Origin of the sequence: Streptomyces sp. 2323.1 (genome assembly GCF_900221035.1) — a bacterium.
GTDB lineage: Bacteria > Actinomycetota > Actinomycetes > Streptomycetales > Streptomycetaceae > Streptomyces > Streptomyces sioyaensis.
Genome location: NZ_LT907981.1, coordinates 278290 through 291864 on the forward strand (window position 1 = coordinate 278290; position 13575 = coordinate 291864).

Annotated in this window: 11 protein-coding genes; 10 read left to right on the forward strand and 1 reads right to left on the reverse strand. The window is 70.0% G+C overall.

All coding sequences use genetic code 11. The features are described 5' to 3' along the window. Positions 1 to 202: 202 nt before the first annotated feature. From CPH93_RS01155 to CPH93_RS01200, 10 genes are all read left to right on the forward strand, one after another. Positions 203 to 2968, forward strand: a complete 2766-nt coding sequence (locus CPH93_RS01155) for a phosphoenolpyruvate synthase (protein WP_096211638.1) — start codon at positions 203 to 205, stop codon at positions 2966 to 2968. Then, the gene (locus tag CPH93_RS01160; protein WP_096211639.1) at positions 2969 to 4624 is read left to right on the forward strand and encodes a hypothetical protein; all 1656 of its coding nucleotides are present in this window, start codon (positions 2969 to 2971) and stop codon (positions 4622 to 4624) included. A 129-nt stretch (positions 4625 to 4753) separates the two neighbouring features. Next, positions 4754 to 5938, forward strand: coding sequence for an SDR family oxidoreductase (locus tag CPH93_RS01165; RefSeq protein WP_093488056.1), 1185 nt, complete (start codon positions 4754 to 4756; stop codon positions 5936 to 5938). Then, the gene (locus CPH93_RS01170; RefSeq protein WP_093488054.1) at positions 5935 to 6930 is read left to right on the forward strand and encodes a nucleoside-diphosphate kinase; all 996 of its coding nucleotides are present in this window, start codon (positions 5935 to 5937) and stop codon (positions 6928 to 6930) included. Before CPH93_RS01165 ends, CPH93_RS01170 begins: the two co-directional genes overlap by 4 nt. 15 nt (positions 6931 to 6945) lie before the next feature. After that, positions 6946 to 7923: a ScbA/BarX family gamma-butyrolactone biosynthesis protein gene (locus CPH93_RS01175; RefSeq protein WP_093488052.1), complete on the forward strand. Its 978-nt coding sequence runs from the start codon at positions 6946 to 6948 to the stop codon at positions 7921 to 7923. Position 7924: 1 nt separating this feature from the next. Then, positions 7925 to 8575 carry a nitroreductase family protein gene (locus CPH93_RS01180; RefSeq protein ID WP_096211640.1) on the forward strand — a complete coding sequence of 217 codons (651 nt, stop codon included), beginning with the start codon at positions 7925 to 7927 and terminating at the stop codon, positions 8573 to 8575. Then, positions 8563 to 9480, forward strand: coding sequence for a UbiA family prenyltransferase (locus CPH93_RS01185; protein WP_143048128.1), 918 nt, complete (start codon positions 8563 to 8565; stop codon positions 9478 to 9480). The genes CPH93_RS01180 and CPH93_RS01185 overlap by 13 nt, the downstream gene beginning before the upstream one ends. Before the next feature lie 34 nt (positions 9481 to 9514). Continuing rightward, the gene (locus tag CPH93_RS01190; RefSeq protein WP_231977130.1) at positions 9515 to 10792 is read left to right on the forward strand and encodes an amidohydrolase family protein; all 1278 of its coding nucleotides are present in this window, start codon (positions 9515 to 9517) and stop codon (positions 10790 to 10792) included. A gap of 59 nt (positions 10793 to 10851) precedes the next feature. After that, positions 10852 to 11721, forward strand: a complete 870-nt coding sequence (locus CPH93_RS01195; RefSeq protein WP_096211642.1) for an SAM-dependent methyltransferase — start codon at positions 10852 to 10854, stop codon at positions 11719 to 11721. An 8-nt stretch (positions 11722 to 11729) separates the two neighbouring features. After that, positions 11730 to 12923 carry a macrolide family glycosyltransferase gene (locus CPH93_RS01200; RefSeq protein WP_096211643.1) on the forward strand — a complete coding sequence of 398 codons (1194 nt, stop codon included), beginning with the start codon at positions 11730 to 11732 and terminating at the stop codon, positions 12921 to 12923. A 186-nt stretch (positions 12924 to 13109) separates the two neighbouring features. Here the strand turns inward: CPH93_RS01200 and CPH93_RS01205 are convergent, their stop codons facing one another. Continuing rightward, positions 13110 to 13541, reverse strand: a complete 432-nt coding sequence (locus CPH93_RS01205; RefSeq protein ID WP_096211644.1) for a cold-shock protein — start codon at positions 13539 to 13541, stop codon at positions 13110 to 13112. Between the last annotated feature and the right edge of the window lie 34 nt (positions 13542 to 13575).

A 13575-nucleotide genomic window follows, 5' to 3' on the forward strand; every position in this document is an offset into this window, starting at 1 on the left:
TTCACCTAGCAGGCTACTCCTCCGTGAATCAGCGATCACTAGGGGAACTGATAGCGATGAAGGGGAACTTGTGGTGAACACTAGGGGAACTGATAGAGGCGGATAACGATCTGAATCCGTGTGGATTCCCGCGCTACGGTGAGGCATCTTCATTCCCGAGCGGGGTGGCATTCACGACGGGTGCCCGAAGGGCAGGGATCGGATGGGAACCATAGTCGACGACAGTCCTCAAGATGAGGCCGAGAGGCTGGCGGGCGGCAAGGGGAAGAATCTCTATGAGCTGTCCAGGAACGGTTTCCGCGTTCCCCGGTGGGCAGTCGTGGGCCTCGATGTCTTCGATGAATTCCTCGCCGCGCTCGACGGGGCGGGGCGCATCGAGAATCTGCTCGCCGAGGTCACCCAGGACAACGTGAGCCGAATCTCCGGGCAGCTGGCGGAGTTCATCGAGTCGGGCGAATGGAGCGACGAGGCCGCGGCGGCTGTCGAAGACGCGTATGCGCATGTGGGGCGCTCCCGGGTCGCGGTGCGCTCCTCCGGTGTCGAGGAGGACGGCTCGGAGCTCTCCTTCGCCGGGCAGTTCGCCACATTCCTCAATGTGTCCGGGCTCGCCGAGGTGAAAGCGCACGTCAAGAGGTGCTGGGCGTCCGCGTTCTCCGAGCGGTCGCTGCAGTACCGGCTGCGCCACGGGCTGCCGCTGCGCGGCGCGGGCATCGCCGTTGTCGTGCAGGACATGGTGGATTCCGAGCGCAGCGGCGTGATGTTCACCGCCCACCCGGTGACCGGCGACCAGCGGCAGTATGTGATCAGCTCGGTGTACGGACTGGGAGAGGGGCTGGTCTCGGGCGCGGTGGACGCCGACACCATCGTTCTCGACGCGGCGACGGGCGCGGTGCACGACACCGTGCTCGGCGACAAGCAGGAGCGTTACCACTCGGACGATACGGGTTCCGGATATCGGGTCAGCGAAGTGCTGCCGGCCGAACGGGAGAAACTGTCGCTCGACCCGAAGGACGTGGCACGGCTGCATGAAGCCGGGGCGCGTATCGCCGCGGTCTTCGGCACTCCGCAGGACATCGAGTGGGCGTTCAAAGACGATGTGCTGTGGATTTTGCAGGCCCGCCCCATCACTGCGCTGCCGAATGCGGTCCAGCCGCCGGAGGCGGAGTGCGGGCCGAGCGAGGGCGAACTCCGGATATGGGACAACGCCAACATCATCGAAAGCTTCTCCGGGATCGTCTCACCGCTGACCTACAGCTTCGCGGCCCATGTCTACGGCAAGGTCTACGACAATTACGCCCGAGGGCTCCGGGTCCCGCACACCGCGCTGCGTGAAATGGAGGAATGGACTCCGCACATGCTCGGCTATTTCCATGGCCGGGTGTACTACAACTTGCTCAACTGGTACCGGATGGTGCGGATCGCGCCCCTCTACCGACTCAACAGGAAAGTCCTGGAGATAGCGATCGGCGTCGAGGAACCGCTCGACGACGAAACGGCCGAGTCGCTCTACCCGTACACCTTCTCCTCGTCCCTGCGCGGCCGGCTGTCGCGCGCGAGGACGGTAGCCGCGTTCGTGCGCCGCTTCCTCACCATGAACCGCTCCGTCGAGCGGTTCATGGCCTACTTCTACCAGGCGTACGAGAAGTTCGACCACGTCGACTACGACGCCATGGAGGGCCAGGACGTCTACCGGCGTTTCCGCGCCCTGGAAAAGGACCTGTTGGAGAAGTGGGGTCCGATGCAGACGCTGGACGCGGCGATCCTGTGGTCCATCGGCGGGCTCGCCCTGCTGCACCGGCGCTGGCTGCCGAACGCACCCGAGTGGCTCACGTGGAGCGCTGCCAGTCCCGGTCCCCAGGTGGAGTCCATCGAACCCGCCCGTGCGTTGGCGGACCTCGCGGTCGCCGTCCGTGACGATGCCGAACTGGGCCGCATCATCCAGGAAACCCGGGCCGCGGACACCTACCAGGCGCTGCGCGAGGGCGGCCACACCGCGTTCCTGGCGTCGGTGGACGCGTACATCGCCGCGTACGGCTACCGCAGTCTCGACGAGCTCAAGCTCGAAGTACCCGATCTGCGGGAGGAGCCGTCCAGCCTGTTCGCCATGGTGCGCGCCGCACTGCCCGAGGTGAACGCCCATCCCGGCGAGAAGGCCGACGCCTATCTGGACGCGCACCTGCACGGGCCGCGCCGGCTGCTCTACAACGTCGTCCGCCGCAAGGCACAAAGCTCCCTGTACAACCGGGAGCGGTTGAGGTTCTGCCGCACCCGCGCATTCGGCTCGGCGAAGCGGATGCTGCGCGCCATGGGGCGCGATCTCGCCCGGATGCGAGCGATCGACCACGGGAACGACGTGTTCTTCCTGCGCCTTGAGGAGTTGCGCGGCGCCTACGAGAGCACGACCGCGCACACCGATCTGCGCCGCCTCGTGGAGCTGCGCAAGCGGCAACGGGTCGAGGACGAGCAGTTGTCCGCGCCGTCCCGGTTCACCACGCGCGGAGCCGCCTACTGGCGGGGCAATCTGGAGCAGGCCGGGTTTGTGCGGGGCACCGCGGCGCCCACCGGCGTCCGGGAGTTGCGCGGCACCCCGTCCTGCCCCGGTGTGGTGGAGGCCCGCGCCGTGGTCACGGACACCCCCGTGGATGTGGACGGCGGTGTGCTGGTGACCTACCGCACGGATCCGGGCTGGGTCGCCGCCCTGCCGTCCGCTTCGGCGCTCGTCATCGAGCGGGGCAGCCCGCTGACGCATGTGGCGATCGTCGCCCGTGAGCTCGGCATTCCGACGGTCGTCCAGGTCAAGGGCGCGGTCACGGAGATCGCGACCGGGATGCGGCTGCGGCTGGACGGAGGCACGGGGGCCATCACGTTGCTGGAGAACACCCCGGCCGGGACGGACGGCGCGACGGAAACAGCGCACACGAAGGACACGAAGAGCGCGAAGCGCCCACGTCACGACCGGGAGGCCTGAGTGATCCTCAGCGAGGACTATCTGCAGAACCTGTTCGACAAGACCCTTCCGCACCTCCACGCCGCGGCCAACTGCGGTGTGGTTCTGGAGGGTTCGATCGCCGAGGGCTTCGGCAATTCCTCGTCCGACATCGATTTCCTGCTGATCGCCGACAGCGACGCGGACCTGCCCACCATGCCGTCGCTCTTGTTCCTGGACGGGCGACGGGTCGAGGTCCGGACCCGCTCCGTGCGGCAGCTGGCCGAGCAGTTCTCCGCGGTCACGACGGCCGCGCACGGCGACCCGGGCGCGGTCCCGGAGGACCTGCTGAACCGCTGTCAGCGTCTGCTGCGCAGCTTCCCGCTGCGCAATGTGGAGCTGGTGGCGAAGGTGAAGGGGCTGATGTCCTTCGACGACTTCCAGGCCACGGCTCAGGAGTGGTGGGCGCACCACGCGCGCCAGTCGATGCGGTACGCGCTCGTCCTGCGGGAACTCGGCCAGGAAGAGGAGGCCGCAGCATGGACCGAGGCCGGGCTGCTCCAGGCCGTGAAGTCGTGGGCGGCGGGACGGGGAGAGACCTACCTGGAGCCGAAGTGGCTGCCCCTGCAGTTGGACCGTCTCGGTGACCACCCGCTGTCCGCCCGGTACCGGACGCTCGCTTCGCTGGACGCGTCCGGTCTCGACCCCGCCACGTACCTCACCGAGGGCGCGCGGCTCCTGGCCGATCTGGGGGTGGCGGGCGCCGCGCCCGGTTCCGAGCAGATCACCGTGGCCAGGGCCGACGGGGTGACCACCTGGCAGACCGGCGACCGTGTGCACGTCGTACGCGGCAAGCAGGATGTGTTCGTCCTCGGTGACCGGGTGGCGCGGGCCTGGCGTTCCCTCGTCTTCGGCCGGCCCCTGCACATGGTGCTGGCCGCGGCGGACGCGTCAGGAGCACCGCACGCGGGCCCGCTGATCGCCCGGTTCCTCCGCTTCGGCCTGGTGAAGGCGGCGTGGAAGGGCGAAGGCCCGATCGTGCCCGCCATGCCGCTCGCCGCCCCTTCGGGTGCCGTCACACCGCCGCCGAGCACCGCGCAGCCCCTCGTGGCCGTGGGCGGGGCGGCGGTCGGCGATGCGGAGGCCATCGCTCTCGTGCCCATGCCGGCCCGCCGGTTCAGCGCCGCGGCGATGATCCTGGTGTGGTCCAACGTGCTGGTGGAGAACGCCCGCGAGGACCTGGTCGGCGCCCTGGACCGCGAGCAGTGGAGCGTCGCCGAACTCAGCGCCCGAAGGATGCTGCGGTTCGCGCTGCGCGGGGTGCTCAGCGCGTACGGCGTCAACCCGCTGCCGCCGGACTCCGAGGTCGTCCGCGCGCTGGCCCTCCTTCCGGCGGGGGCCAGCACCGACGGGATCCGCGCGGAGGCCCGGCGCCTCGAAACGCTCACGATCGACTCCGTCGCGCAGGGCAGCGCGGCGCTCACAGCGCTGGACGGCTTTGTCGCACTGGTCCGGCAGGCGACGGGAGCGCACACCTTCCCGTCCTCCTTCGGCTCCTCGGACGGATGGCGGCAGACCTTGGAGATCGGCTACGACTGGCTGCGCCTCGGCGCCCATCTCGACGCGGACCTGCCCCTCGACGAGGCGAGCGATCTGCTGTCCAGCGGGGGCGCGCAGCCGCATGTGGCCACCACCTGACGCTGCGGGAGGAACGTTGACGTCACACACCAGCACACCCCCTGAACGAGGACGAGGCGCGCAGCACGGTGTCCGCGCGCGTCGGCGCGACGGCGCCCGGAGTGAGGCACGGATGGAGGAGGCAGCTCGATGAAGGACAATCTGAGGGTTTTGGTGACCGGCGCGGCCGGGCTGGTCGGCGCGGAGGTCACCGCCCGGCTGGCGGCGGCCGGACATGAGGTGACCGCGCTGGTCCACCACAACCCGGTGCTCGTACGCAACGACGGCACCCCTCTGGAGACCGGCGCAGTCACGTGCCTGTCCGGGGATGTGACCAAGCCCCGGCTCGGCCTGCCCGAGGCCGCATACCAGGCGCTGGCTGCGGGCGGGCTCGACCGGATCGTGCACTGCGCAGCGATCACCGACTTCGGTCTCCCCGACGAGGTCTACCAGGCGGTCAACGTCGACGGCACCGCCCACGTCGTCGAGCTGGCCCGCGCCGGCGGCGTTCCTCTGGTGCACGTGAGCACGGCCTATGTGTGCGGTGAGCGCGACGGGCTGATCCGTGAGACGGAGCTGGACGAGGGCCAGCAGCTCGCCAACGCCTACGAGCAGAGCAAGTTCCGGGCCGAGACCTTGGTGCACAAGGCCCAGGCCGACGGGGTGCGCGCCGCGATCGTCCGCCCCAGCATCGTGGTCGGCGAGGAGCGCACCGGCGTGGTGCGCGACTACAAGAACATCTACGCCGTCCTCAAGCTGGCCACCGAGGGCAGGGTCCGTTCCATCCCCGGCCAGTACGAGGCGCGGCTCGACCTGGTGCCCGTGGACTATGTGGCGGACGTCATCACGGAGGTCACCCACCGCTTCGAGGAGGCGGCAGGCCGCACCTTCCACGCGGTGGGCGCACCGCTGACGCTGCGGGACTTCTCCGATGTGATGGCCGAGTACCCGCCGTTCCAGGTGCCGCGGTTCGTCCCTCCGACGAGCTTCGACGCCCAGCGGCTGTCCCGGCGGGAGCGGCTGTACTACGAGCGCGTCATGACGCTGTACGAAAGCTACTTCCGGCGCCGGATGACTTTCGACGACTCCCACACGGCAGGTCTGACCGCCCGCAGGGCACCCGAGAACGGGCAGGACTTCCTGCGCACGATCTTCGACCACTGCCTGGAGTCGGGCTACTTGGGCGTCCCGCACGGCGACGACACGGAGGCAGGCGGCGCCCGACCGGACACCACGGGACCGCATGCGACCGTCGTGGCGCACGGGACCGGCTCGGCCGCCATCGCGCACGGGACCGGCTCGGCCGGAAGCGACGCGATCGGAGCCGGCCGATGACCGGCGCCACGGCGAACGCCCGCCCCTTCGGCGACGACATCTCCCCGGCCCTCAGCTGCGATCCGCGCAAGCGCACCCTGTTCGGCTCGGACACCTACTTCCTGGAGAGCCTCGAACAGCTCGGCACCCTCACCGCCGATGTCGACGGCTTCCTCCACCGGCACGCCGCGCTGCTGCTCAAACCCGATGCCGTGGTCAGCCGGCAGATACCGACGACGGTCGACTGGCTGGCCCGCGGCGGCTTGAGGATCGTGGCCGCGGAACGCACCCGGCTCACCCGTACCGCCGTACGGGCGCTGTGGTACTTCCAGTGGAACCTGGCCACACCGCAGCGCCGCCGACTCGCCGACATGTTCATGGACTCGTGCGACGCGCTGGTGCTCGTGGTGCGCCCCGAAGCGGACGAAGGCGAGGCTCCGCCGACGTCGGTCGTCGTGACCGAGCGGAAGGGCCCGACCGACCCGCTGGCCCGGATCCCCGGCCAGCTCCGCTACGAGATCGGCCGCTACAGCTATCTGCTCAATCTCGTCCACACTCCGGACGAACCGGCCGATGTGGCACGGGAGTTGGGCATTCACTTCGACACCGCGCTCCGGGAGCGGGTCTACGCCTCCGCGCTGGCGGGCGACGACCAGTCGGCCCGGGCGCGTGAGCTGGCCGAGCAGTTGCACGCCGAGGTGCCCGAGCGGGATCTCACCTTCGAACCGGCCGCGGAACGGCTCAAGCGGGCAGTGCAGGAGGCGGAGGAGTCCCTGGCCTCCGGTGCCGTCCGGGACGAACTGCGCGCGGCCCGGCTCGCCGCCTGGGACCAGGACGGCTACCGGCGGCTGATGGAAGCGATCTGGCGGGCCGGACTTCCGCTCGACCCCTGGGACGTGGTGATCGTCGGCACTCATGTGCTGCCGATGAAACGCACGGGGCTGGGCCCCGTGCTCGACGGAGTCAGCGTGCCCGACTGGCAGCGCCACATGGCGCAGCTCGCGGTGCGGTAACGCGGAGGGAGAAGCATGGACACGGTGGAATTCAGCCGCACGGTGCCACGGGAGCTCGTCCATCGGATGAGCCTCACCGAGGTATTCGTGACCGGCGTGCTCGCCCGGGACGAGGACACCCTCGACGTCGGGATGCAGATACCCCGCTCGCACGCCTTCTACCGGGACACGGCGGGCTGCCATCACGTCTACGACCCGATGGTCCTGGTGGAGGCGGCCCGGCAAACGCTCATCATGCTGGGCCACCAGCTGTTCGAGATGCCGTTCGGCACGAAGTTCATCCTGCGGGACATCGCCCTGCGCGACACGGACCTGGCAGCACTGACGGTAAGCGGCGTGCCCACCGAGGTGGTGCTGCGCTGCCGTATCCTGCGCCGTTTCCATGGCAGCGAGGGCGTGTCGGGGGCACGGGTGAGCTACAGCGCGCTGATCGGCGACCGTGTGGCGGCGACGCTGGAGTGCAACATGTCCTGGGTGACGGCCACCCGATGGCAAGCGATGCGCGAGGAACGACGCGCCGCGCTGGGGCTGCCCCTCAATGCCCCCTTCGAGGCCCACGACTCGGAGCGGCGGATTCCCAAGGCCCTGGTCGACCGCAGGGATCCCGCGAACGTGGTCATCTCCCCGCTCCGACTCCCGCCGGGCGGGGACGGTACGGGGACCGCGCGACTCGTCGTCGACACCGGCCACCCCGTCCTGTTCGACCACCCCCTGGACCATGTCCCCGGCATGCTGATCCTTGAGGCCTTCCGGCAACTGAGCATCGCCACCGCCGTCGAAACCGGGACGCTGCCGTCGGCGTCGGCCGTCCTCACCGGACTGAGCGCGCGCTTCACCGGCTTCGGCGAGCTGGATCTGCCGATCACCTGCGAGAGCGTCCGGACAGCAGGCGACGGGACGAACGCCGTGCTGCGCTGTGCCATGAAGCAGGACGGACGCACCATCGCCGACGGTGAAGTGCGCCTCACCGCCGCGCCAGGGACGCGGGGTTGAGATGACCGACGCCCCCGGCACGCCGCCCCCCACCCTCGACATCGACGAGTTGCTGACCTGCACCCCCACCGTGCGCCGCAGGCTCGATCTGTCCCGACCGGTCTCCCGGCCGCTCCTCACCGAATGCCTCCAGCTCGCCCTCCATGCACCCAATGGAGGAAACCGGCAGAACTGGCGCTTCCTGGTGATCGACGATCCGGAGACGAAGGCCGGGATCGCACGGCACTACAAGTCCGCCTCGGACGACTATCTCGCCGCCACTCCCCCGTCGGCGATGAGTGAAAAGGCCGTGGCCGGCGTCCGCTACCTCGCCGACCATCTCCACGAGGTGCCCGCGCTCGTCCTGGCCTGCGTACACGGACGGCTGCCCGCAGACGCGCCACTCGCCCGGCAGTCCGGCTTCTTCGGCACCATCTATCCGGCGCTGTGGAGCTTTATGCTCGCGGCCCGCAGCCGTGGCCTGGGCACCGCACTGACCACGGTGCACCTCGCCCACGAACGCGAAGTGGCGGCGCTGGTGGGTCTCCCGGCCGACGAGTTCACCCAGGTCGCCCTGGTGGCCGTCGGGCACGTCACGGGCGGCCCCGGCTTCCGCCGCACCCGGCGGAAGCCGCTTGACGACGTCATGTCCTGGAACCGGTGGGACAGTTGAGTGACGCCCTGGCTGTTTCCCGCGTGCCGGTACGGCTGGGCCGTTTCGTCCTGCGGATGTTCCGCCCGCAGATCTATGTCACCTATGGCGTGCTGTGGACCCTGGCTCTGGAGGGCACGGCGGAAGCACTCTCGGGGCCCTCCTCGCACTGGACGCCCTCCTGGTCAACCGTGGTGCGCGCGGTGAGCGTGGTGCTGGCCCTGCTGTTCGCCCGCATGGTCGATGAGCAGAAGGATCTGGACTACGACCGCCGGCACCACCCGGACCGGCCCTTGGTGACGGGTGCCATCACGGTGGCGGAGTTGCGCGGCGCCATGGCGCTGATCGCCGTACTCCTCGTCGTGCTCAACACGCTGGTCTCGGCCCTCTCCGTCCTGATGATCCTGCTCGGCCTCGGATACACGCTGTTCCTGGTCGCGCTGGAACGCTGGTCCCCGCGGATCGGCGAGGGCCTCCTCGTCAATCTCCTCGTCAGCTACCCGGTGCAGCTGCTGCTCTCCGTCTACCTCTATCTCTCGCTGCTGACCAGCCACGCGATCGACGGTGACGGGCGGGCTGTGCCCTTGCTGGCCATGTTCGCCTGCGCCTTCCTCCAGTTCGAGTTCGCGCGGAAGACCGAGTGGCGGCGGGACCCGCAGGCACGGCTGTACTCGGAGGTGCTCGGCCCACGCGGCAGCGCGGCTCTCTCGCTCGCGCTCGCCGTGGGCGCGGTGGCACTCGCGCTCCTGCTGTTCGGGACGGCGGGCTGGTTGCCGGCGCTGAGCATCGTCTTCCCCGCCCTCGGCGCCTGGCGCTTCCTCGTGCGCAGAAAATCCTCCGGGCTGATGCTCCCGGCGATGGGCTTTGTGCTCTTTTTCAACTTGCTGTGTTTCTACGGGTCCACAGCGATCGGAATCGGACGGTGAGAGAACGGTGGGAGAGGTGCGAGAGGGTCAGCAGGTGATCATCGACAACGTGCGGATCTTCGACGGGGAGCGGCTGCTGGGCTGCGGCTCGGTCGAGTTCGCCGACGGTCTCATCACGCGCGTCATGGCAGATCCCGCCTCGCGGGCATCGGCAACTTCATCGACATCGACATCGGCATCGACCGAGGTGATCGACGGAGCGGGCATGACCCTGCTGCCAGGGCTGATCGACGCGCACACGCACGTATTCGGCGCCGAGAGCAATCTCGAAATGGCGCTTGCCTTCGGGGTGACGACCGAACTGGACATGTTCATGGGCCCGCCGGACGCCACCCGGGCCCTGTGCGCGGCGGCCGGCGAGCGCGCCGACCTCGCCGATCTGCGCAGTGCGGGGCTGCTGGCGAGCGCGCCCGGAGGGCACCCCGGCGTCACCATGCCCGACCTGCCGACGGTGGCCGGTCCTGAGCAGGCCGACGCGTTCGTGGCCGCCAGACAGGCGGAGGGCGCGCACTTCATCAAGATCATGGTGGAGGACGGCGCGCACCACGGGATGTCGCTGCCCGCTCTGGACAGGGCGACGGTGACGGCGCTCGCCGAGGCCGCGCGGCGCCGGGGCCTGCTCACCGTGGCTCATGTGGCCGCGCTGTGGTCCGCGCGACTCGCCCTGGACAGCGGCGTGGACATGCTGACGCATCTACCGCTGGAAGCAACTCTGGACGACGCGTTCGTCAGCCGGGCGGCAGAGGAGAGACGGGCCGTCATCCCCACCCTGGTCATGCTGGAGATGTCCACACCGAAGATGGCCCGCTCGGCCCACACGGGACGATCGCTGGCGGACGATCCGCAGATCGCCGGCCATCTCCCGGAGCACGCCCGTACCGCGATCGCGGAGGGCCACGAAGGCCTCTGCATCGAGCCGGCCTCCCCCGGACAGCACTTCGCCCACGCCCTGTCGAGCGTCCTCAGCCTGCACCGGGCCGGTGTGCCCGTGCTGGCGGGAACCGACGCCAACTACCGGCCGGACCGTGCCTGCCCGGTCGTCCACGGCGCCAGTCTGCACGCCGAGCTGGCACTCCTGGTGGCGGCCGGACTGACGCCGGCGGAGGCGCTCACCGCGGCGACCTCGGCCCCCGCCGCGCACTTCGGTCTCGCCGACCGCGGGGTGATCGCCCCGGGGCGGCGCGCGGACCTCGTCCTCGTCCAGGGCGACCCCACGAAGGACATCCGTCGCACCCGGTCGATCGAGGCGATCTGGCGGGGCGGTGTCCGCTTCGACCGCGCGGCGTACGGCAAGCGCGCCGCCGCCTCATGAAGCCGCCGCCTCATGAACAGGAGCGACATGACAGCGAACCACACGCAGCGGAGGGCCACATGACCGACGGACACAAGCGCTTGGCGGGGGTCAGCAGCACCGCGCTGGTCGTGGCGATCGCCCGCGCTGCCGAGAGCGACCGCCCGGACCGCCTGTTCGAGGACTCCCTGGCCAGGCGTTTCCTCGACGCCGCGAGCGTCGACCAGCAGGCGATCTGGACCACGGGGCAGGGCGAGCTGTTCGCCGAGGCCATGGGCGACTACTTCGCCCTGCGCACCCGGTACTTCGACGACTGTTTCACGCAGGCGTGCGCGGCGGGCTGCCGCCAGGTGGTCGTGCTCGCGGCGGGCCTGGACACCCGTGCCTTCCGGCTGGACTGGCCGGCCGGGGTACGCCTCTTCGAACTGGACCAGCCCGAGGTGCTCGCCTTCAAGGAGGACGTCCTCCAGGGCGAAGTGCCGCGCTGCACACGTGAGGTGATCGCGGCGGACCTCCGCGAGGACTGGCCCTCGCTGCTGGTCAAGCGCGGCTTCCGCGCGGACGAGCCGACGGCCTGGCTGGTCGAGGGGGTACTGGTCTACCTGACCGAGCGCGACGCGGATCACCTGCTCGACCGGATCAGCACGCTGTCGGCGCCGGGCAGCCACCTGTCGGTGGAGCATGTCACCCGGTCGATGGTGAACACGGACCAGGCCCAGGAGGCCGCAGCGGCCGCACCGGAAGGCGTCATGCACCTGCTGTCCTCCCTGTGGAAGAACGAGATGACCCGGCCCCCCGCCGACTGGCTCGCGGCCCACGGCTGGAGCGCCGAGGAAGAACCCCTGACCCACCTGGCACAGCGCCACACCCGCCCGGTCCCCCCGGCCTTCGACCCGACCCTCCCCGGCACCGGCCGCGTCGGCCTCCTGACGGCCGTCCGCTCTTCCTAAGGACACCCATGCCCCGTCACATCGTCGTCCTCAGCATCCCGGCCCATGGGCACCTGCGCCCCTTGCTGGCCATCACCGAGCAACTCGTCCGGCGAGGACACCGCGTCAGCTTTCTGACCTCGGAGGACTTCGCGCCCGCGGTGCGGGCGACGGGCGCCACCGCGCTGCCCTACGACAGCCTGCTGACGGAGGCCCTGGGCCCGGGGCAGTACCAGACGCTCACCTCGGACATGCTGGCCTGGTCGGGCGTGCTGTTCCTCCAGGAGAGCGCGCAGCTGGTGCCGCTGGCCCGGCAGCTCTTCGCCGACGACGTGCCCGACCTGGTGCTGTACGACATGATCGTCGGCCCTGCGGGCCGGGCCCTGGGACAGCTCTGGGACCGCCCCGCGGTGCAGTCCACCCCCTCGATGGCGTCCAATGCCCACTACTCGCAGAAGCGCACGGTCGATGTGGACTCCGGGGTGCCGGACGACCACCCGGCCGTGGTGGAACTCCACCACCAGGCCGAGCAGTTCGCGGCCGACCTGGGCATCACCGCCTCACCGGAGTACCTGGTGGACTGGGGTGCCGACAGGAGCCTCGTCTACGCGCCCCGGGAGTTCCAGCCGGCCGGGGAGACCTTCGGGGAGGAGACGACGTTCGTCGGCCCCTGTCTCTCCGCGGAGTACACCAGGGGCAGCTGGGACGCGCCCCGGAACGGGTTGCCGCTCGTCGTGATCTCGATGGGCACCCTCTACAACAACCAGCCGGACTTCTTCCCCACCTGCGTGCGCGCCTTCGACGGCCGGCCCTGGCACGTGGTGATCACCCTCGGCAACGGCTTGGACCCGCGGAAGCTGGGCCCGCTGCCGTCGAACGTCGAGGTCCATGCGTGGATTCCCCAGCTGGCGGCGCTGCGGCGGGCCGACGTCTTCGTCACCGCCGCGGGGCTGGGCAGCCTGATGGAGTCGCTGTACGCGGGCACGCCGCCGGTGCTGGTCCCGCAGATGCCGGAGACCCGGGTGGCGTCCCGTCGGGCCGTGGAACTGGGACTCGGCACGCTGCTGGACCCCGCGGAGGTCACGGAGGACACGCTGCTGGACGCCGTGCGCGCGACGGCCGCGGACGACGGGCTGCGCGAACGGGTGCGGCGGATGGCCGAGGTGACGCAACGGGCCGGTGGCGCCGTACGGGCCGCCGAGGCCCTGGAGTCGTTGTGGTGAGCATGGGCCAGGCCTAGCCGGCACGTGGGATGAAGGGGCAGCCACACCACGGATGAGGCGGTCACGGCGGACTGGTGATGTCCGGCCGTGACCGCCTCATTCATGGGTGACGTCCGCCCCGCCGGGAAGCCGCGCCCGGCGGCGGCCGTGTCGGCCGGCCGTGCGCGGGCCGTGCGGGGCGGTGGGTCAGGACTCGATCCAGTGATGCGTCTGGACGAGTTCCATGACGCGCTTGCGTACCTGTACCAGTTGCGCCGCGGTCAGCGTCGGGGCCGCGTCGAGCAGGGCCTCCGTCAGTTCGCCGCGGAATTCGGCGGCGGACAGGATCTCGCACACCAGCTCCTCGTCCGACTCGGCGGCGGAGCGCTCCGTCACCGCGCTCGGCGCCTGCCGCCGCACGGTGGCCGTGCGCGCCGGTTCCAGCAGCTGTACCTCGCCGGCCTTGAGCCCGCGGTCCCCCACTTCGGTGGTGTACTCGACCCGCAGCCCGCTTCGGAACAGATGCTTCTCGTCGCACAAGTCGTTCGCGTGCATGAAGACATCCTCCCCGCCGGCGTCGGGGGCGATGAAGCCATAACCTCGCACATCGTCAAACCGCACTACCGTACCCGTAGCCACCTCAGGCTCCCCTCATCTCAACCATCAGCACTCA